At 61.9% G+C, this 19,362-nt stretch carries 15 protein-coding genes and 2 pseudogenes; 9 read left to right on the forward strand and 8 right to left on the reverse strand.

What is annotated here, in order from left to right; all coding sequences use genetic code 11:
- The first annotated feature begins 6 nt into the window (after positions 1–6).
- The 3 genes from FJ972_RS28450 to FJ972_RS28460 all read left to right on the forward strand — a co-directional run bounded on the left by FJ972_RS28450 (position 7) and on the right by FJ972_RS28460 (position 5,382).
- Positions 7–1,620, forward strand: coding sequence for an MBL fold metallo-hydrolase (locus tag FJ972_RS28450; protein WP_140522956.1), 1,614 nt, complete (start codon positions 7–9; stop codon positions 1,618–1,620).
- Positions 1,621–1,741: 121 nt separating this feature from the next.
- On the forward strand, positions 1,742–4,219 hold the full coding sequence (locus FJ972_RS28455) for a phosphoketolase (protein WP_140522954.1): 2,478 nt from the start codon (positions 1,742–1,744) through the stop codon (positions 4,217–4,219).
- The gene (locus tag FJ972_RS28460; protein WP_140522952.1) at positions 4,216–5,382 is read left to right on the forward strand and encodes an acetate/propionate family kinase; all 1,167 of its coding nucleotides are present in this window, start codon (positions 4,216–4,218) and stop codon (positions 5,380–5,382) included. The genes FJ972_RS28455 and FJ972_RS28460 overlap by 4 nt, the downstream gene beginning before the upstream one ends.
- A 33-nt stretch (positions 5,383–5,415) precedes the next feature.
- On the opposite strand, the gene FJ972_RS28465 is transcribed toward FJ972_RS28460, so the two are convergent.
- Positions 5,416–5,931, reverse strand: coding sequence for a GNAT family N-acetyltransferase (locus FJ972_RS28465; RefSeq protein ID WP_140522950.1), 516 nt, complete (start codon positions 5,929–5,931; stop codon positions 5,416–5,418).
- Between the two features lie 51 nt (positions 5,932–5,982).
- Positions 5,983–6,621 carry a helix-turn-helix domain-containing protein gene (locus FJ972_RS28470; protein WP_140522947.1) on the reverse strand — a complete coding sequence of 213 codons (639 nt, stop codon included), beginning with the start codon at positions 6,619–6,621 and terminating at the stop codon, positions 5,983–5,985.
- A gap of 232 nt (positions 6,622–6,853) precedes the next feature.
- On the opposite strand from FJ972_RS28470, the gene FJ972_RS28475 reads away from it, so the two are divergent.
- The 4 genes and pseudogenes from FJ972_RS28475 to FJ972_RS28485 form a co-directional block, all read left to right on the forward strand.
- Positions 6,854–9,421 (forward strand): cation-translocating P-type ATPase, encoded by a 2,568-nt coding sequence (locus FJ972_RS28475; RefSeq protein ID WP_140522945.1) that lies wholly within the window; start codon positions 6,854–6,856, stop codon positions 9,419–9,421.
- Between the two features lie 474 nt (positions 9,422–9,895).
- Complete coding sequence (locus tag FJ972_RS30220; protein ID WP_263483449.1) at positions 9,896–10,030, forward strand: hypothetical protein; 135 nt, start codon at positions 9,896–9,898, stop codon at positions 10,028–10,030.
- An 18-nt stretch (positions 10,031–10,048) separates the two neighbouring features.
- Positions 10,049–11,173 carry a cation diffusion facilitator family transporter gene (locus FJ972_RS28480; protein WP_224680307.1) on the forward strand — a complete coding sequence of 375 codons (1,125 nt, stop codon included), beginning with the start codon at positions 10,049–10,051 and terminating at the stop codon, positions 11,171–11,173.
- Between the two features lie 53 nt (positions 11,174–11,226).
- Positions 11,227–11,394, forward strand: a pseudogene (locus FJ972_RS28485) (MFS transporter); the annotation flags it as partial.
- Positions 11,395–11,722: 328 nt separating this feature from the next.
- Here FJ972_RS28485 and arcC read toward each other — a convergent pair.
- The 6 genes from arcC to FJ972_RS28515 all read right to left on the reverse strand — a co-directional run bounded on the left by arcC (position 11,723) and on the right by FJ972_RS28515 (position 17,469).
- Positions 11,723–12,628, reverse strand: a complete 906-nt coding sequence (arcC, locus tag FJ972_RS28490) for a carbamate kinase (RefSeq protein ID WP_140522943.1) — start codon at positions 12,626–12,628, stop codon at positions 11,723–11,725.
- 1 nt (position 12,629) lies between these two features.
- The gene (gene argF / locus FJ972_RS28495; protein WP_140522941.1) at positions 12,630–13,631 is read right to left on the reverse strand and encodes an ornithine carbamoyltransferase; all 1,002 of its coding nucleotides are present in this window, start codon (positions 13,629–13,631) and stop codon (positions 12,630–12,632) included.
- Positions 13,632–13,648: 17 nt separating this feature from the next.
- A complete protein-coding gene (locus FJ972_RS28500) occupies positions 13,649–14,863 on the reverse strand; it encodes an arginine deiminase (RefSeq protein ID WP_140522939.1) in 1,215 nt (404 codons plus the stop codon).
- Positions 14,864–14,876: 13 nt separating this feature from the next.
- A complete protein-coding gene (gene arcD / locus FJ972_RS28505) occupies positions 14,877–16,343 on the reverse strand; it encodes an arginine-ornithine antiporter (protein WP_140522937.1) in 1,467 nt (488 codons plus the stop codon).
- A gap of 273 nt (positions 16,344–16,616) precedes the next feature.
- Entirely contained in the window at positions 16,617–17,213 is a 597-nt protein-coding gene (locus FJ972_RS28510) for a cytochrome b/b6 domain-containing protein (protein ID WP_318013168.1), read from the reverse strand.
- Positions 17,191–17,469 carry a PepSY domain-containing protein gene (locus FJ972_RS28515; RefSeq protein ID WP_140522935.1) on the reverse strand — a complete coding sequence of 93 codons (279 nt, stop codon included), beginning with the start codon at positions 17,467–17,469 and terminating at the stop codon, positions 17,191–17,193. Before FJ972_RS28515 ends, FJ972_RS28510 begins: the two co-directional genes overlap by 23 nt.
- Positions 17,470–17,745: 276 nt before the next feature.
- Between FJ972_RS28515 and FJ972_RS28520 the strand changes: the two genes are divergently transcribed.
- Positions 17,746–18,222 (forward strand): plastocyanin/azurin family copper-binding protein, encoded by a 477-nt coding sequence (locus tag FJ972_RS28520; RefSeq protein WP_224656351.1) that lies wholly within the window; start codon positions 17,746–17,748, stop codon positions 18,220–18,222.
- A 150-nt stretch (positions 18,223–18,372) separates the two neighbouring features.
- A pseudogene (locus tag FJ972_RS28525) lies at positions 18,373–19,354 on the forward strand (zinc-dependent alcohol dehydrogenase family protein).
- Positions 19,355–19,362 lie beyond the last annotated feature (8 nt).

Genomic DNA, 19,362 nt, shown 5'->3' on the forward strand with positions numbered 1-19,362 from the left:
GGCGACATGCAAGGCGCTCGCGGCACGGATCCTATCCTGCGCTTTCACGGCGCGGCCCACGGCGTCACCGGCTCATGCTACGAGATCGAAACCTCCCGCTGGCGGGTTCTCGTCGATTGCGGCCTTTTCCAGGGATCGAAGTCGGAACGGGAACTTAATTATGGCCAGTTTCCGTTCCCGCCGGAGACGATCGACGCTGTCATCCTGACGCATGCGCATATCGACCATAGTGGGCTGTTGGCGAAGCTGGTCAAGGAGGGCTTTTCCGGTCCCATCCATTCGACCCGCGCCACCATCGATCTCTGCTCAGTGATGCTGCCCGACGCGGCGCATATCCAGGAAATGGAAGTCGAACAGCTGAACAGACGCAACGCGCGGCGCGGTCGGCCGCTGGTCGAGCCGATCTACACTCTTTCAGATGCGGCCGCCTGCATGACCTTGTTCCGGGCCCTGGAATATGGCGAATGGACAACCGTCGCCGAAGGCCTTCGGGCCCGCTTCTGGAACGCTGGTCACCTGCTCGGCTCTGCCTCGGTCGAACTTGAGATCGATCTGGATCACCAGAAGAGACCCATGCGCATTCTGTTTTCAGGCGATATCGGGCCTGGACACAAGTTGCTGCAGACCGGCCCGGAAGGTCCGGCTGGGGTCGACTACCTGATCTGCGAATCGACCTATGGCGACCGCGAGCGCCCGGATGTATCGCCCGAGCAGCGGCGATCGCAGCTGGGTGACATCGTGCGTGGCGCCGCCGAGACCGGCGGACCTCTCATCATTCCGTCCTTCGCCGTGGAGCGAACGCAGGAACTGCTGGTCGATCTCCATCTGCTCATGCGGACCGGTGCCGTGCCCTCCGCGCCGGTCTTTGTCGACTCGCCGCTGGCGACACGCGCCAGCGCGATTTTTGAGCGGCATGCCGACGAGATCGAACAGGGTGACGCGCTACGGCAGGCCCTCAACTCGAAGGAGTTACGCTTTACCGAGACGGTGGAACAGAGCAAGGCGATCAATCGCCTGACCGGCTTCTTCGTGGTGATCGCTGCCAGCGGCATGTGCGACGCGGGCCGGATCCGCCATCACCTCAAGGCCAATCTCTGGCGCCGGAATGCCACGGTGATGATCGCCGGCTACCAGGCCCAGGGCTCTCTAGGCAGGATCCTGCTCGACGGCGCTCGGCGCGTGCGCATCCAGGGCGAGGAGGTCGAGGTCAAGGCGCATGTCAGCCTGTTCGACCTCTATTCCGGTCATGCCGACGCAGCCGAACTGGTTGCGTGGGTCGCGTCCAGAGGTCCGGTAAGGCAGGCGGTGTTCCTCACCCATGGCGAGGAGGAAGGGCTGCGTGGCTTCAGCGAGCGGCTGCAATCGATTATGCCTGACGGCAGGATCATCACGCCGCGGCTGGATGATGCCTTCCAATTGACGTTCAGTGGCAGTCTGCCGGTCGAACTCAACCAGCCCCGCCGTCTGAGACCAGAAAGCGTTGCCCGCCTCGACTGGCACAACGACCTTTCCAGACTTCTCCTCGACATCAACGAAGCGGTCGGCGCTGCGGCCGACGAGCGGGGACGTGCGGCGGTCATCAGGCGCATGCGCCGCGCGCTCGACGGCAATGATGCTTAAATCCTGCGAAGAGATGCACTGAAACGCCGACGCGTTTGTGTTCCTTCGCTGCAGCTCGACGAAACACAGGCGCAAGTCGAAATCGCAAGACTCAAGACTGTCGCCAACAACGGAGCCAGACATGACCGAGCACACGACAAATCCAGCCTCCAGTGGTGTCCTGTCCAACCGCGAGGCGTACGACATCCATGCCTATTGGCGTGCCGCCAACTATCTCACGATCGGCCAGATCTACCTGCTCGACAATCCACTGCTGCGCGAACCGTTGCGGCTGGAGCACGTCAAGCCACGCCTGCTCGGCCATTGGGGAACGTCGCCGGGGCTGAGTTTCATCTACGCCCACCTCAATCGCATGATCAGGCTCAGTGACGCGAATGTGATCTATGTCTGCGGACCTGGTCACGGCGGACCGGCAATGGTGGCGAACAGCTATCTTGAGGGCAGCTACAGTGAGCTCAATCCCGACATATCGATGGATGAGCAGGGGATGCGCAAACTTTTCCGCCAGTTCTCCTTTCCGGGCGGCATACCGAGCCACGCGGCGCCCGACGTGCCGGGCTCGATCCATGAGGGCGGCGAACTGGGCTACGCGCTTTCTCATGCCTATGGCGCGGCCTTCGACAATCCCGATCTCGTGGTCGCCTGCGTCGTCGGCGACGGAGAGGCCGAGACCGGGCCGATGGCCACCGCATGGCATTCCAACAAGTTTCTGAATCCTGAGCGCGATGGAGCGGTTCTGCCGATCCTGCATCTGAACGGCTACAAAATCGCCAATCCGACCATTCTGGCCCGTATCCCAGAAGACGAATTGCGCTCGCTGTTCGTCGGCTATGGCTATGAACCGCTGTTCGTCGAGGGGCACGAGCCGGCGCTGATGCATGAGCGCATGGCGAGCGTGCTCGACGATGCGTTCGACCGGATCCGTGCGATCCAGCAGACCGCGCGGAGCGGTTCCGCAACAGGGACTTCGCGACCAAGATGGCCGATGATCGTGCTGCGCAGCCCCAAAGGCTGGACCGGACCGAAGGAGGTCGATGGACTGAAGACCGAGAGCTTCTGGCGCTCGCACCAGGTTCCCTTGTCGGGCCTTGCGGAAAACCCGGCGCATCTCAAGCTGCTCGAGGACTGGCTGAGAAGCTACCGGCCCGAAGAACTGTTCGATGCAGCCGGCGCCCCTATTGAAGCGATCCGCGCTTCCGCCCCTGAGGGCACATGGCGCATGGGTGCCAACCCGCATGCCAATGGCGGCCTGCTGCGCAAGTCCCTCGTCCTGCCCCTAGTGCACGACCACGCGGTTGCGATCGAACGACCGGGCGCGGTGAAGACCGAATCGACACGGGCGATGGGCAAGTTCCTGCGCGCCGTCATGGAGCTGAACGAGGCGGCGCAGAACTTCCGCATCGTCGGTCCCGATGAGACGGCCTCGAACCGGCTTCAGGACGTGTTCGAGGTCACCGAGCGCGCCTGGATGGAAACGATCCTGCCCGAAGACGTTCATCTTGGCCGCGACGGCAGGGTCCTGGAGATTCTCTCGGAACACACATGCCAGGGTTGGCTCGAAGGCTACCTGCTCACCGGGCGGCACGGCTTGTTTTCCTGCTACGAGGCGTTCATTCACATTGTCGATTCCATGTTCAATCAGCATGCCAAATGGCTGGATGCCTGCCGCGACATTCCGTGGCGTCGGCCGGTGGCGTCGCTGAACTATCTGCTGTCGAGCCATGTCTGGCACCAGGAGCACAATGGCTTCAGCCATCAGGATCCAGGCTTCATCGATGTCGCTCTCAACAAGAAAGCCGATATTGTGCGGGTCTACCTGCCGCCGGATGCCAACACCTTGCTGTGCGTGACCGATCACGTGCTGCAGACATGGAACCGCATCAACGTGATCGTCGCCGGCAAGCCGCCATCGTGGCAGTGGCTTTCAATGGACAAGGCCATCGTTCATTGCGGGACGGGTATCGGCATCTGGGACTGGGCTTCGACCGACAATGGCGAGGATCCTGACGTCGTGATGGCTTGCGCCGGCGACGTCCCGACGCTCGAAACGCTGGCGGCCGTGCAGATCCTCAGGTATGCCATTCCCGAACTCAAGATCAGGGTGGTGAATGTCGTCGACCTGATGACCCTGCAACCCAAGGAGCATCACCCCCATGGGTTGTCGGACCGTGAATTCGACGCCCTGTTTACCTCGGAAAAGCCGGTGATCTTCGCCTATCACGGCTATCCCTGGACCATCCATCGCCTGACTTACCGGCGCACCAATCACGACAACATCCATGTGCGCGGCTACAATGAGGAAGGCACGACGACAACGCCATTCGACATGACGGTGCTCAATGGCCTGGATCGATACCATCTCGTCCAGAGCGTCCTTGAGCGGCTGCCAAAGGGCAAGGGCGCCAATATCGGGCAGGTGCAGGAGATGGAAGGCAAACTGATTGAGCATCGGGCCTATATCCGTGCTCATGGTCAGGATATGCCGGAGATCCTTGGCTGGAAATGGGAGCAGGGCATGGATGCGGCGCCAGACTTGCCCAATAAGCCGACGAGCGGGTTTCGGCGCACCACCGGGCCGAGAATGCGGACGGCTTCATGAGTGATGCGTTCCTTGTCCTGAACAGCGGGTCATCGAGCTTGAAATTCGCGGTGTTCGAGGCAAGCGCCGAGCTTTCCGAGCTGCTGCGCGGCAGTATTTCGTCGCTCGCACGGCATCCGCGCCTGCACGTCGCGGCCGCGGCCGGATCCCCCGAGATCGACATCAGCCTGGGCGAAAAATCGATCGATGTTGCCAAAGCCTTCTCAACGGTCGCTGCGCTGCTCGCCGATCGCAACCTTCTTGGCCGCATCAACAGGGTCGGGCATAGGATCGTCCATGGCGGGCGCGACTTCACCCAAGCGACGCTGCTCGACACGGACGCGCTCGAGGCACTACAGCTGCTGGAGCCGCTGGCGCCCATCCATCAAAGGATCAATCTCGAGATCGTTGCCCGGGCTGCAGAGCTCCTCCCGCGGGCGCGTCAGGTCGGATGCTTCGACACTGCGTTTCATGCGAGCCGGCCAGCACTTGTCAAGATCTACGGGCTGCCGCGCGCGATGACCGAGGCGGGCATCGTTTCCTATGGTTTTCACGGCCTGTCCTACAGCCATATCGCTGCGAAGCTGCGCGAGCGCTACGGTGCGGCCGCCGGCGGTCGGGTGATCGTCGCCCATCTCGGCAGCGGCGCCAGCCTCTGCGCGATGAAGGCTGGACGCAGTGTCGCCACGACGATGGGGTTCTCGACGCTTGACGGCCTCGTCATGAGCACCCGCTGCGGCGTGCTGGACCCGGGCGTCATCCTGTATTTGCTGCAGGAGAGGAGGCTGTCGAGCGAAGACCTGGCCAGCCTTCTCTACGAACGTTCGGGCCTGCTGGGCGTCTCCGGCATTTCTGGAGACATGCAGGTTCTGCTGGGCGCAAAAGAGCCTTCGGCCGTTCAAGCCGTCGACCTATTTGTTTATCGTGTCGGACGTGAAATCGGCTCGCTTGCCGCCGCGCTTGGCGGGCTCGACACGCTGGTGTTCACCGCTGGCATCGGCGAACACGCGCCACTGATCCGGCACAGGATCTGCGAAGCAGCTGCGTGGCTTGGCGTCGAGCTCGATGAGCATTTGAACCAGAAAGGTGCGGAGAGTGTCAGCGCGCCAAATTCGCGCGTCGACATTCTCGTCATTCCGGCCGGTGAGGAACAGGCCGTTGCCCGCGAGACGCTGGCATTCTGAGCGGTCTGTCTGCCGCTGGAACCGCGTGCCCAGCTACTTCGGCAACTTGGCCCCTCGCTTGCGTTGCACCAGCACGAGGGTTGCGTCATCCGGATCCGTCGTGACGGTGAAGCCCATCTCGCGCTCAAGCTCGATTGCCGCACGGTTTTCCCGGTGTTCGATCGACTCGATGGTTTCGAGACCGAGCTCATCCGCGTAGCGCGCAATGTGGGCGAGCAATTCCCAGCTGACGCCCAGTTGCTTGCGGTCATCGCGAATGCAGACAGCGACCTCGCCACGCCGGTCGGCCGGATCGCTGGCCAGTGTCGCCACCGCGATCAGCATTCCGTCTGGTGCGAATGCAAGAAAATTATGGATGTGCGCATCATCGGACCGCGTCATTGCCACCAGCCGTTCGTGCGAAACTTCCCGCACGGCGCCGAGAAAGCGGAAGCGCAGATCTTCAGGGGTCACATGGGTGAAAAACTCAGCCAGTGCCGGCTCGTCCTCGGGGCGCGCGCCGCGCACTTGGAAACAGAATCCCGTGTGGGTGGTGAGCGTCTTGTTCATCGTCTCAAATCCTTGGGTGTTGTCTGGCGTCGTCGCAGCGGCGAGGGTGGGTTATTCACCCATGTCCAAAAGCACGTCCTGCTTGAGGATTTCGATGCTGCGCAAACCGAGCAGGCGAATGACGCCTTTGTCCTTCAGTCGGGTGAAGACCCGCGACACCGTCTCGATGGTGAGGCCGAGATAGTCGCCAATATCCAGTCGCGACATCGGCAAGTCGACCTGGCGCAAGCCGCCCTGCCGTTCCGTCATGTCGACTAGGAACGCTGCGACCCGTTCGATGGCGTTCTGGCGGCCAAGGACCAGCAGATGTTCCTGAGCTCTGATCAAGCCCTTGAGCGCAAGCGGCAGCAACTGGCGGGACATGTCCGCGGCCGCAGCGATCCGGACAACGCGGATACCGGTCGCGTTGATGGCCTCGGCGAAGAAATGATGGGTGGCCTCGGCCTCGAAGCCGAAAGTCTCTCCGGCCATGTGGAAGGCGCTGATCTGCCGGCGGCCGTCGGCGAGCAGCCGGTAGACACGCACCGCGCCGAATTCGACCTGGTAAAGGGGTCCTGCCTTTTCGCCTTGGGCGTAGATCTCCGTGCCAGCCGGGAAGAAGCTGACCGGTTGCGCCATAGCCCCATCGAGGAGAGCGAAAGGGCTCGGCTGCGTTGGCAGTTCAATCTTGGCGATCTGTTGAGCGTACATGGCTGTGTTCCCGGTTGATCCGTAACACAGCAATCGCGCGAATCCGCAGATCGCGAAATTCGGTTATGTCCCTAAGGGAAACCACCTAATCCGTTCAGGCTGGCCCGTTGCATCGGCGAATGGCCATCCAGAACCGGGTGTCCGTTCGGCATTTGAACGATAGCCTTTGCGGTAGGTCAAGGCCCGCTCTATTCACCTGATTAAAGATGTTGGGAACGAGGGAAACACCCAAATGTCCCAATCCACCCGACCCACTATCGCTTTGTCTGGTCTCAGCGAGGTCGAGGCACAAGCCAGGCTCGCCCTCGATGGTTTCAACGAACTGCCCAGATCGAACCGGCGGACGCCGCTGCGGATTGCCTTCGAAGTCGTGCGCGAACCGATGCTGGCCCTTCTGTTGGGCGGAGGTGCCGTTTACCTGCTGCTTGGGGATCTGCATGAGGCGTTGATCCTGGCTGCTTTTGCCACCTTGTCGGTGGGGATAACCATCGTACAGGAAGCGCGGACAGAACGCGTTCTGGAGGCGTTGCGCGACCTGACAAGCCCGCGTGCCCTGGTGATACGCGACGGTGAACGTAGGCGCATTGCAGGGCGCGAGGTCGTGCGCGGCGATCTGGTGGTGCTGGGCGAGGGCGATCGGGTGCCGGCCGACGTCTTGCTGATCCAAAGCCTGGATCTCCAGACCGATGAATCGCTGCTGACCGGTGAGTCGGTTCCGGTGCGCAAGTTTGCAGCCAAGGATGGCGACCCGCCAGCCGAACGCCGCCCAGGCGGCGACGACCTGCCTTTCGCATTTTCCGGATCACTCGTGGTGCGCGGTTCGGGCATTGGCGAAGTTCTGGCAACCGGGCCGCTGAGCCAAATCGGTGCGATCGGCCAATCGCTCAGCATTATGGAGACCGAAGCACCCCGCTTGCAGCGACAGACGAAACGTCTTGTCGGCATCTTCGCACTGGTCGGTGGTGCGGTCAGCGTTCTGGCGGTCGTGCTTTATGGCGTTTTGCGGGGCGGGTGGCTCGACGCGGTCCTTGCTGGCATCGCGCTGGGCATGTCGATGCTGCCCGAGGAATTCCCGATGGTGTTGACCATCTTCATGGCCATGGGCGCCTGGCGCATCTCGCAGGCGCGCGTGCTCACCCGTCGTGCGGCGGCGATCGAAACGCTTGGCTCGGCGACAGTTCTCTGCACCGACAAGACCGGAACGTTGACCGAAAACCGCATGACAATCGCGGAGCTGAGAACGCCTGACGGCAAACGGTTCCGGTTACCGGACAACATGAATGCCGGGATGCCGGCGGCCTTTGGCGAGCTGGTCGAGCTTGGTGTGCTCGCCAGCGCCGAAATTCCTTTTGATCCGATGGAAAAGGCATTTCACACCCTTTCGCAGGAGCGATCACCCAGTCGCAAGGATCTGGACAGTGTTGATCGGAAACTTGTCCGCGCCTATGGGTTGCGTCCCGAGCTGCTGGCCATGTCGAATGCTTGGCGATCACCGGCTGACGGCAGCGACTGTCTGGTCGCCGCCAAGGGCTCGCCGGAGGCCATAGCGGCACTCTGTCGTCTGAGCGCGGAGCGCTTCGCTTCGATCAAGGCTTCCGTGGACGCCATGGCGACCGAAGGACTGCGCGTCCTCGGGGTGGCCCGAGCCAGTCATTGTGCTGGTGAACTGCCAGAAAGGCAGACAGGCTTCGATTTCGAGTTCATGGGCCTCGTCGGGCTGGCTGACCCCCTCCGCCCGGAGGTTCCGGATGCCGTGAACAACTGCCGGTCCGCTGGAATCAGAGTGGTCATGATCACGGGGGATTATCCGGCGACCGCCAGAGCAATAGCCAGTCAGGCTGGGCTCGATTTCAACGACGTCGTGACCGGTGAAACGCTCAAGACAATGGACGATGCGGCACTTTGCGCGCGCGTCAAGACCGCCACAGTGTTCGCGCGGATCACGCCCGAGCAGAAACTGGCGATCGTCAGAGCGTTGAAGGCCAATGGCGAGATCGTCGGCATGACAGGAGACGGCGTCAACGACGCCCCCTCGCTGAAAGCGGCCAACATCGGCATTGCCATGGGAGGTCGCGGCACCGACGTCGCGCGCGAGGCTTCATCCATTGTCCTTCTCGACGACGACTTCGGGTCGATCGTCAAAGCCATACGGCTGGGCCGCCGCATCTACGACAATTTGCGCAAGGCCATGGGCTTCATTCTTGCCGTGCATGTGCCGATCGCTGGGCTGGCCCTTCTTCCTCTGCTGTTTGGCCTGCCCATTCTGTTCGGACCGATGCACATAGCCTTTCTGGAAATGGTGATCGATCCGGTGTGTTCCTTGGTCTTTGAAGCCGAGACCGAGGAAGATGACGTCATGAATCGCCCTCCACGAGATCCGCAAGCATCGCTCTTTTCGCGCTCGCTCATAGCCTGGAGCGTTGTGCAGGGCCTGCTGGCGTTCGCACTTGTCGCAAGCATCTTCCTTTTTGCCTTCCACTGGGGAATGCCGGAGAACGAAATTCGCGCCTTGACGTTTTTTTCGCTGGTCCTCTCGATCGTCGGCCTGATCTTCGTCAACCGTACGTTCGGCGACTCGCTGCTGATTGCGTTGTTCCGGCCCAATCGATCGCTTGCTCTTGTCGTCGTGGTGGTTGCTGCAGCGCTGGGCGGGACACTTCTCTGGCCATTCGCCAGTGGTCTCTTCCAGTTCGGACCGCTGCACCTTGACGACCTCTCGATGACGCTGGCGGCAGGAGCCGCAGTGCTGGTCTGCCTTGAGTTCCTGAAGCATTTCTGGAGAGGGTGGTTAAAAGCCTGACCGCGCCATTGGTGCTGACCCTGCGGGTTTCACCAAGCCGCGCTAACCTTGCCTACGAGATGGTTGGGTACAAATCCGCCGGTTTAGGAGGCGTTTTGACGCCGCCGCCGTCACCTTGTCTTGGCCGTTCTGGCCTCGGGTTCGCAAGATGCCGTAGAGCGTTTGCAGGATCCGTTCGACCTCCGTGTGGCTCACCCAGGTTTCCGGATGCTCGGCGGCTACGCCCTCGCCCCCGGCGTTCTCCTGGTTGCGCTGGCAATCACCGCGTTACGCGCGCGCCATGCGATCGCGGTGGCCGGCGTTCTGATCGGAGGAGCGTCGTCCATCGGCTTGATGTCGGCGGTCAACTTCACAATCGGCTCCGACTTTAGGTGGCCACTCTTCGCCCGCGACTGGTCTGGGCCGTCAGCCTCATCGTCTATGGGCTCGAAAGCTCCCGCAACGACAATCGCTGACAAATAAGGAACCCACCCCATGAACACCAACAACGTGCACCGCATGTTCGATCCCCCGACCGGGTCCGAACCAGAACCGAAGGCCGAGGCAGGCGGATTTTGGACTTCGAAGGCCGGTCTGGTCACGATCGCTTTCCTGCTGATCGCCGCTTAGCGGAGCGTGATCTCCGATATGCTCGATAGCCTTATGTCGGAACGGCAAGGCTGCGGTCGACACGAATGGCAGCAACTGGCGAAATGGCGGGTGGACAACAGTGGACGACATTTGTTGGGAGAGGGGTTTCGACGGACCTTCACCTACGGCCTTGGCCGGGTCGAGGATCTGGCCGGCATCATCATCGTCCTGATTATCCTCTTCAGTGCCATCGTCGCCGGCTATGAGGCGATCGACAGGTTGATCCATCCCCAAGCCATCAGCTTCCTCGGCTGGGTTGCCGCCGCCGGCCTGGTCGGTTTCCTGGGCAATGAGGCTGTCGCGGTATTCCGCATCCGCGTCGGCCGCGAGATAAACAGCGCGGCCCTGATCGCCGACGGCTATCACGCCCGCACCGATGGCTTCACCAGCCTTGCGGTGGTGCTTGGCGCGGCCGGCGTCTGGCTAGGCTTCCCGCTCGCGGACCCGATCATCGGCCTTTTGATCACTGTGGCTATCCTCGCCATCGTCTGGCAGTCCTCAAAGGCGGTGCTGACACGCATGCTGGATGGCGTCGAGCCGGGCATCGTCGAGGAAATCCATCATGCGGCTGAACATGTGGGGGGCATCCAACGGGTCGCCCAGGTGCGGGCGCGCTGGATAGGCCACAGGCTGCACGCCGATATCGCCATCAAGGTGGCCGAGACAGCGAGCGCAAAGGATGTGGTCGGCATCGCGGAGGCTTTGAGAGGGGAGCTGTTCGACCACCTGCCGGCGCTCTCGGAGGCGAACATCCGTCTGGAAGGCGAAGTCGGATCCGTGGCGGGCGGTTCGGCCCACGCCGATCATGCGCCGGAGCCTTTCAAGGTCGTCAGCGACCTGGCAACGGGAACGCTCGAAATCGTCGATACGCCCGCTGGCGAGCGCTTCCGTCTCACCATCGACAGCCATGCCGACGATCTAGGGGCGACCGTGATCATCGACCGGTCCGAAGATCCCGAGACGCTTTCGCTCGGGCCTGTCGCCGGCAATCACCACCGTCGTGAAAGCAGCGTCGCCCCCGCCGAGCCGCACGAGTTCGAGGCGAGGCTGATCCTGACCTCAAAGGGCAAGCAACAGGTCCTGCCGTTCAAGATGGTTGAGCCGGAAGGCCACAAACACTGATCCTACTACTGGCGTGGCACCTTACGCCGCCCAAGCATCCCGAGAAGATAATCATGCTGGAAGTTCTCGCCGATCGCACCTATCGGCATCTGTTCATGGCGCAGGTCATCGCGCTCATCGGCACCGGCCTCGCCACTGTCGCGCTCGGGCTTCTCGCCTATGATCTTGCCGGCGCAGATGCGGGCGCGGTGCTCGGCACTGCGCTCGCCATCGACTGCTCCCACAAACTGCGCGGCCAGCTCGGCGCCTTCCGGAGCCATTGTCACCGGCAGCGGAGCTTCGGCCGCGCAAAAAGCCTATCAACCGGGCGAGGTCGATACCTACCCTGGCAATGGGCTCGATCGGACCGTCAATGTCCACGTTCAAGCGAATGGATTTGTAGCTCATCCGCCGGCGCCCCGTTCGCGTTTCCAGGAGCAACCTAACGTGCGACGCGGCTTGCCTTGACGGCGATCAAGCGATGCGCATGACGATGAATTTTAGAGGTACTGGGATCTCAGCGAGCAACCCGGCTGGAAAAATGCTCGAAGGCCTTGAAGGCCGGACGGCTCAGGGGGCGAACAGGGTGCCTCGCTCGCCTTTGACGATTTCAACGGCGTCCTTGAGTTGGCCTATCGCTGAAGGATTGCCAGTCGCTTGCGCGAATTCGACCGCAGCTTCGATCTTTGGCCCCATCGATCCCACTGCAAAATTCCGCCCTGATATTTCCGTTGACCGCACTTGACGAAGCGCGCGAGCGCCCGGCGTGCCGTAGCCTTCATAAACGGCGTCGACATCGGTCAGCATGAGCAGCATGTCGGCTCTCAGCTGTCGGGCGAGAAGTGCGCTTGCCAGGTCCTTATCGATGACTGCCTCCACACCGCAAAGACTGCCGTCCTCCCTTGCTATCACAGGAACACCGCCGCCACCGGTGCAGATGACGATCACGCCGCGCTCGACCAGGAACGCGATTACCGATGCTTCCAGGATTGCCAGGGGCCTGGGCGAAGGCACGACGCGGCGCCACTTGTCGCCATCTGGCGCGATCTGCCAATCGCGCTCGCTGGCAAGCCTGCGTGCGGTTGTCTCATCGTAGACAGGGCCGATAGGCTTCGTTGGATGAGCGAAGGCCGGATCCTGCGGATCGACCCTCACCTGCGTCAGCAGCGTCGCAAAAAGCCTCTCCTTAAGGAGGTTGCAGAGCTCCTGCTCAATGACGTAGCCGATCATCCCCGCGCTCTCGGCGCCAAGCACGTCGAGTGGAAATGTGCGACCGTCCGCAGTTGTCGCTGCCTGCAGGGCCAACAGTCCCACCTGCGGACCGTTGCCGTGCGTGACGACAATCGAGTGCCCTGTGTTGACCAGCTTCGCCAACACAGCGGCAGCGCGCACGATGTTGGCGCGCTGGTTTTCGGCCGTCATCGGTTCGCCGCGTCGCAGTAGCGCGTTTCCGCCAAGTGCAACGACGATCAGCATCTCAGTTACCGATCGTGGCGACGAGGAGCGCCTTGATTGTATGCATGCGATTTTCGGCCTGATCAAAAACGATGGAGGCAGCAGACTCGAACACCTGGTGGGTGACCTCCATGCAATCGATGCCATATTCCTTCGCAACGAAGGCACCGATCTCGGTATCCGTGTCATGGAACGCCGGCAGGCAATGCATGAATTTGACGTGGGGGTTGCCGGCGGCAGCCATTACCTCGCCGGTCACGCGGTAGGGTGTCAAAAGACGAATACGCTCGGCCCAGCCGGATTTGTCCTCGCCCATTGACATCCACACGTCGGTGTAAATGAAATCGGCATCCTGGACGCAACCCGTCACATTCTCGTCGAGCCGGAAGCGGCCGCCGCTTTGTGCTGCGAGCTCTCCGACATGGCCGCAAAATACCTCATCCGGCCAGAGCTCCCTTGGCGAGGCGATGCGCATGTCGATACCGACCTTGGCTGCGCCTAGTGCCAGCGACAGCGCGACGTTGTCGCGCCCTTCGCCGACGAAGGTGACGGTCATGTCCGAAAGATGCTTGTGCGTGTATTCGCGCATGGTCATGAGGTCGGCGAGGATCTGTGTTGGATGCGCCTCGTTGGTGAGGCCGTTGTAGACGGGCACGCCGGCATGCGCGGCAAGCAATTCCGCCTGGTGCTGGCCAAAGCCGCGATATTCGATCGCATCGTACATGCGACCGAGCACGCGCGCCGTGTCCTTCATCGATTCCTTGTGGCCAATATGGCTGCCGCTGGGACCAAAGTAAGTCACGTGTGCGCCCTGGTCGTAGGCCGCGACTTCGAACCCTGTGCGCGTGCGAGTCGAGTCCTTCTCGAAGATCAGTGCGATGTTTTTCCTGACCAGACGCGGGATCTCATGCCCGGCGAGTTTGGCCGCCTTGAGGTCCGCGGCAAGCTTAAGAAGAAAGCGGATTTCATCGGCGGTGAGATCGTCCAGCGTCAGGACGGAGCGGCCGTGAAGATTGGTCGACATCCAGAATTCCTTTCACGTCAGATTGCGTCGCGGACCACCGGACAGGTCATGCAATGGCCACCGCCGCGGCCGCGGCTGAGTTCAGCCCCCTCGACGGTGATCACTTCGATGCCCGCGCGGCGCAGAAGCGTGTTGGTGTAGACGTTGCGGTCATAACCGACCACCACGCCGGGTTCGACCGCAACGACATTGTTGCCATCATCCCATTGTTCGCGTTCGGCCTCGTAGCGGTCGCCACCGGTGGCGATGATTCGGAGCGTTTTCAGCCCAAGCGCTTCGGCAATGACAGCCGTGAATGGTTTTGCCTCATCCGTGACCTCGACCGCCGCCTCGCCATCGCCCGGCCGCAGCGAGAAGGAGCGCAAGCGGTCGACCACCGGTGGATACAAGGTCACAAGATCGCGATCGCAGAAGGTGAAGACGGTGTCGAGATGCATGAAACTGCGGTCGCGTGGCATCAAGGCGGCAATCACGCGTGTTGCCTCACCGGCTGCGAACAGCTTGCGGGCCAGGTCGCCAACGGCTTGCGGCGTGGTGCGCTCCCCCATGCCGACGAGAACAGTCCCGCCACCGATCGGCATAACGTCGCCGCCTTCGAGGCTCGTGCCTGTGCCTAGGTCCGGCGACACGAAAGGTATGCCGCTGTCGCGAAAGCGAGGATGGAAGCGGTAGACGGCCTCGACGTTGGCGGCTTCAGGGCGCCGCGCAGCCCAGTACATGGAATTGACCGAGACTGAGCCGTAGATCCAGCAGGAACTGTCGCGGGTGAACAGCTGGTTCGGAAGCGGCGGCAGCACGAAATCTTGGGGGGCGAGCGTCCTCCCGGTCAGACCTTTGGGTTCGAAAGGAAGCTCCGCCCTGGCAACCCCGCCGACGAGGAAGGACGAAAGCTGCGCCGACGGCATATCATCGAGCCATCCGCGCAGCTCATTGACCATGTCGAGACCGACGACCCCGGGGTGGACCCTGCGGTCGAGAAGCCACTCGCGGGCCTTGGCCAGGCTCATCGTCTCAGCCAGGAGCTCTCCGAAGGAATGGACCACGACGCCGCGTTCACGCAATGCATCGACGAAGACATCGTGCTCCTGGCGGGCGCGCTTGACCCATAGCACGTCATCGAAAAGCAGCGCCTTGCAGTTCTCCGGCGTCAGCCTGCGCAGGCTGAGGTCCGGACGATGGACCATAACCTCGCGCAGACGGCCGACTTCGGAGTGAACACCCAGGCTTGTCATCGAACCGATCCCTTCAAAGCGGGCTGACGGCGCCGGTCCACATCTCGTAAACGGCGAGGATGGCGACGGCGACGAGAGCTGCGGCGAGCGCTGCTTCGGCAGGGTGGAACACACGCTGGTTGGTTTCGCGGCGCGCCCAGATGTAGAAGATGATGCCGGGCGCATAGAGGATCGCGCACATGAACAGGTAGGCGGGTCCCGCCGCATAGACGAGCCACAGTCCGTAGACCGTGGCCAGCAATCCGGCAAAAAGAGCCCCGACGCGCTGCTCGCCATTCCCGTAACTCTCGTCGGTCAGCGCGAGCTTGGCTGCGTAAGCTCCGGAAAAAATGTAGGGAACCAGGATCGCGGCCGACGCGATGTAGAACAGCGCTTGATAGGTGCTTTGGGCGAAGAGCGTGATCACCAGGAATGCCTGGACGAGCAGGTTGGTGATCAGCAGCGAGGTCGATGGCACACCGCGTTCGCTCTCCCAGCCGAAGAACTTCGGCATTGTGCCGTCCTTGGCGGCGACATGCGGAATTTCAGCCGCAAGCAGCGTCCAGCTCAGGAAGGCGCCGACCACCGACACCACGAGCGCGATGTTGATGAGGCTAGCGCCCCACGGGCCGACAACGGCTTCTAGCACACCGGCCATGGAGGGGTTCTTCAGGCCGGCGAGTTCGGGTTGACTGAGGACGCCGAGTGACAGCAGCGACACCAGGGCGTAGAGCGCGAGGCATGTGAAGAAGCCAAGAACCGTCGCGGTGGCGATGTCCTTGCGGCGCTCCGCACGGCCAGAAAAGACGCTGGCGCCCTCGATGCCGATAAACACCCACAACGTCACCAGCATCGTGCTCTTCACCTGTGCGGTGATCGAGCCGAGACTGGCGTTGCCGAGACCGGTAAAGTCGAGGGACCAGACCTGAAGCTTGAAGGCAACGGCAACAACGCCAACGAACAGGACGATCGGAGCGATCTTTGCCGCGGTGACTATGAGGTTGACGACCGCGGCCTGCCGGATGCCGGCGAGAACCAGGATGTGGATCAGCCACAGCAGGACCGATGCGCCGAGCACCGCCTGCCAGGTGTTTCCGTCACCGAAGGCCGGAAAGAAATAGGACAGGGCGCTGAACACGATCACAGCATAGGAGACGTTGCCGACCCAGGCACTGATCCAGTAGCCCCAGGCGCTGTTAAAGCCGATGAAGGGACCAAAGCCGGCCTTGGCGTAAGCATAGGGACCGGCGTCGAGCTCGGGCTTGCGGGTCGCAAGCGATTGATAGACGAAGACCAGCGCCAGCATGCCGAACGCGGTGATACCCCAGCCAATCAGAATTGCGAGGGGACCAGCGCCTGCCGCCATGTTCTGCGGCAGGCTGAAGACGCCGGACCCGACCATCGAGCCGATGACCAAGGCGGTCAACGACCCCAATCGAAGTTTCGCAGGCGCCAAGGTACCGACTTGCGGAACCGGGATGTTGAAATCAGCCGTAGTCATGATGCTCTCCCCACTTTTGAAAGCTCTGATGGGAGGCAATAAACAGGAAGGCAGGACCGGCAGCTTTGATGCGGGTCAATAAGCGGTTGCTGAATAAAAAGAGTGGCGTTGGTGTTCCGGTTTCTGGGTCGCCGCACCAATGCCTGCTCTTATATTATCCGCTCCGCCCATGTCGCATCGCGCGCTTCCAGGGCCATGTTGAACAAGGAGCGACCGACACGCGCCCCCGATATCGGCCGGGGCGCAAATCGAATTTGGCCCATTGGCAGGTCGTCAGGCGATGTCCGCCGACTCGGCTTTGCGTTTTCGCCCGGTGATCATGGCCCGTACCAGGTTTTCGCGATGGCGAAAGCTTGCCAGCGCGACGCCGCCTATATGGAAGAGGACCAGCACAAGTAAGCCGTGCGCGCTCAGGCTGTGCGCCGTTTCAACCCGCGACACGCCGAAATAGGCGTCCGTAGTCATCAGCCAGCCGGTCAGTGCGGTTGACCCCATCGCAGCCATCAGCGCGACCACCATTGCGCCGCCGGCCGGGTTGTGGCCGATGTAGCGGGCTTCGCGACCGCTCGGTATTGCAGAGAGATAGCGCAGCACCGTCGCCGGGTCTCGCACGAATTGAGTGAACCGCGCATAGGGCGTGCCCACAACGCCCCACAGGAGCCGCATCACGACCAGGGCGGCGGCGGCGTAACCTGCCAAATGGTGCAAGACCTCGGAGGAATGGGAGGTGAACCAGGCCGTTACGAAGCTGAGCACCAGCGCCCAGTGGAAACTCCGTACGACCAGGTCCCAGACGCGCACCATCTGCGAAGATGGCTGCACGTCCGCAGTGGCTGAAACACGCAGATCAGTTTTCGCCGGCTTCGGCATTGTCGAGCTTTTCAAGGGTTTCGGCATTGTAGGCCAGGTTGACTTTCTTGCCGGCCTTGTCGACCGCGTAGACTTCGTAGCAACCCTTCTCGACCTTGATCTGGCGCACGGTGAGGCCTTGGCCGGTCAATTGCGCCTCGAGCGTTGCCTTGGGCTTGAACTGTGATTTCGGGGCGGTGCTGCAGCTGTCGCCGGCGGCGAGCGCCGGTCCTGCAATCATGCCAGCGAGAGCGGCGAGGACGAGTGTGCGATACATGATGGCTCCATTCGGGAGTTGGGCGCCGATTTTGCGCCTGCGGGTGGATTTCGATCGGTCTGTCAGACGGCCTTTTCGCCGTCATTGGTTCCGAAATAACCACTTCAACCTGACAACTGGCTGACAGTTTGGTCGGGCCGCAGATCGGGCTCGCATCGGTCGGTTTGATCTGGCGCAACGACCGCGGGTGTGCTGCGAGCATGATGACCGCCAGGATGTAGAGCGCTTCTGCTGCCGTCCTGAAAGAGGAATACCGTGGAAACCATATCGAGGAGAGTGGCGCTCGGGCTTGCGGCCGCAATGCTGATGGCAAGCAGTGCGGGCGTTGCGCGGACTGCCGAGCTTGTTCAGGTCTCGCTTTCGGACAAGGGCGCGAGTACGGAGATGCCGATGGCTCTTGCTTATGCAACGCCAGGACGCGATCTCTCGAAGGCCACCATGGGCATCAAGGCGTCCCCCGGAGCCGTGAAGGCCGGGGAGGTCACATTCAAAGTGAAGAATGACTCCAAGGACACCGTTCACGAAATGATCGTGATGTACCTTGCCGATCCCGGCAAGCCGCTTCCCTATGTTGAGGCCGAGAACCGGGTCGACGAAGACAAGGCGGGCGACAAGGGCGAGGTTTCGGAGCTCGATCCCGGCAAATCGGGCACATTGACCGTCGACCTGAAGGCTGGAAAATACCTGCTTATCTGCAACGTGCCAGGTCATTTTGGCGCCGGCATGTGGACCGAGTTCACCGTCGGTCCATGAACCCCCAAAACAGAGCAGCGCTAGGAGCCTGCGACTTGTCGCCGTTTTCGAAAGGTTGCCCGGATCGCATCCCATCGCCTGGTGCCGGGAATAGCGGAGGAGTTGATCGTAATCGGCTTCGTTTGTTTGCGGGGCAACATGGAGCGCGTCATAAGAGCAATGGTGCTCGAAAGCATAGGCACTCCCTTGAAACTGGTCGAAGATTCGACCCCTTACCGGGGATGGGTGAGATCAGGTTGAAGGTCGAGGCATGCGCTATCTGTCGGACCGATCTCACGTCATAGATGGCGATCTGCATCACCCAAAATTGCCGCTCGTTCCCGGTCACGAAATCGTCGGCATCGTCGATGCCGTGGGCAAGGGGGTGGCGCCTTCCAGGATCGGGCAGAGAGTCGGTGTGCCATGGCTTGGGCATACTTGCGGGCGTTGTCCCTACTGCGCCACAGGACATGAAAATCTTTGCGATCAGCCAGATTTCACGGGCTACACGCGCGATGGCGGCTTTGCCAGCCATGTCATTGCCGACGCGCAATTCGCCTTCGATCTGGACCGGGATGCCGACCCCGTATCGCTGGCACCCTTGCTTTGCGCCGGCCTGATCGGCTGGCGATGCCTGAAGAAGGCCGGCGACGGCAAGCGGCTCGGGATTTACGGCTTCGGCGCCGCCGCGCACATCGTCGCTCAGATCGCGATCTGGCAAGGCCGTGAGATTTTCGCTGTCACCCGGCCCGGTGACGAGCAAGCACAGGATTTCGCGCGCTCGCTTGGAGCGACCTGGGCGGGCGGTTCGGATCAACTTCCGCCCGGGCAACTCGATGCCGCGATCATCTTTGCTCCTGTGGGTGACTTGGTGCCGATCGCGCTTGGTGCCGTCCGCAAGGGCGGCCGGGTGGTTTGCGGCGGCATCCCTATGAGTGACATTCAGGCGATGGCCTACGAGTTGCTCTGGGAAGAGCGCGAACTGGTGTCGGTGGCAAACCTGACGCGCCGCGATGCCGAAGAGTTTTTCCCCATTGCCAAGCGTGCGCAGGCACGCACCCACACCAAGGTCTACTCACTGGAACAGGCCAATCAGGCACTGGACGATCTGAGGCAAGGCAGATTGAGCGGCGCCGCCGTCCTGGTACCGTGATTGGCGGT

This window comes from Mesorhizobium sp. B2-1-1, assembly GCF_006442975.2.
GTDB lineage: Bacteria > Pseudomonadota > Alphaproteobacteria > Rhizobiales > Rhizobiaceae > Mesorhizobium.

Excerpts from the sequence above, each read along its gene's own strand:
- FJ972_RS28450 (WP_140522956.1), top strand. The coding sequence starts at position 7 with ATGCAAGGCGCTCGCGGCACGGATCCTATCCTGCGCTTTCACGGCGCG.
- FJ972_RS28455 (WP_140522954.1), top strand. The coding sequence starts at position 1,742 with ATGACCGAGCACACGACAAATCCAGCCTCCAGTGGTGTCCTGTCCAAC.
- FJ972_RS28460 (WP_140522952.1), top strand. The coding sequence starts at position 4,216 with ATGAGTGATGCGTTCCTTGTCCTGAACAGCGGGTCATCGAGCTTGAAA.
- FJ972_RS28465 (WP_140522950.1), bottom strand. The coding sequence starts at position 5,931 with ATGAACAAGACGCTCACCACCCACACGGGATTCTGTTTCCAAGTGCGC.
- FJ972_RS28470 (WP_140522947.1), bottom strand. The coding sequence starts at position 6,621 with ATGTACGCTCAACAGATCGCCAAGATTGAACTGCCAACGCAGCCGAGC.
- FJ972_RS28475 (WP_140522945.1), top strand. The coding sequence starts at position 6,854 with ATGTCCCAATCCACCCGACCCACTATCGCTTTGTCTGGTCTCAGCGAG.
- FJ972_RS30220 (WP_263483449.1), top strand. The coding sequence starts at position 9,896 with ATGAACACCAACAACGTGCACCGCATGTTCGATCCCCCGACCGGGTCC.
- FJ972_RS28480 (WP_224680307.1), top strand. The coding sequence starts at position 10,049 with ATGCTCGATAGCCTTATGTCGGAACGGCAAGGCTGCGGTCGACACGAA.
- arcC (WP_140522943.1), bottom strand. The coding sequence starts at position 12,628 with ATGCTGATCGTCGTTGCACTTGGCGGAAACGCGCTACTGCGACGCGGC.
- argF (WP_140522941.1), bottom strand. The coding sequence starts at position 13,631 with ATGTCGACCAATCTTCACGGCCGCTCCGTCCTGACGCTGGACGATCTC.
- FJ972_RS28500 (WP_140522939.1), bottom strand. The coding sequence starts at position 14,863 with ATGACAAGCCTGGGTGTTCACTCCGAAGTCGGCCGTCTGCGCGAGGTT.
- arcD (WP_140522937.1), bottom strand. The coding sequence starts at position 16,343 with ATGACTACGGCTGATTTCAACATCCCGGTTCCGCAAGTCGGTACCTTG.
- FJ972_RS28510 (WP_318013168.1), bottom strand. The coding sequence starts at position 17,213 with ATGCCGAAGCCGGCGAAAACTGATCTGCGTGTTTCAGCCACTGCGGAC.
- FJ972_RS28515 (WP_140522935.1), bottom strand. The coding sequence starts at position 17,469 with ATGTATCGCACACTCGTCCTCGCCGCTCTCGCTGGCATGATTGCAGGA.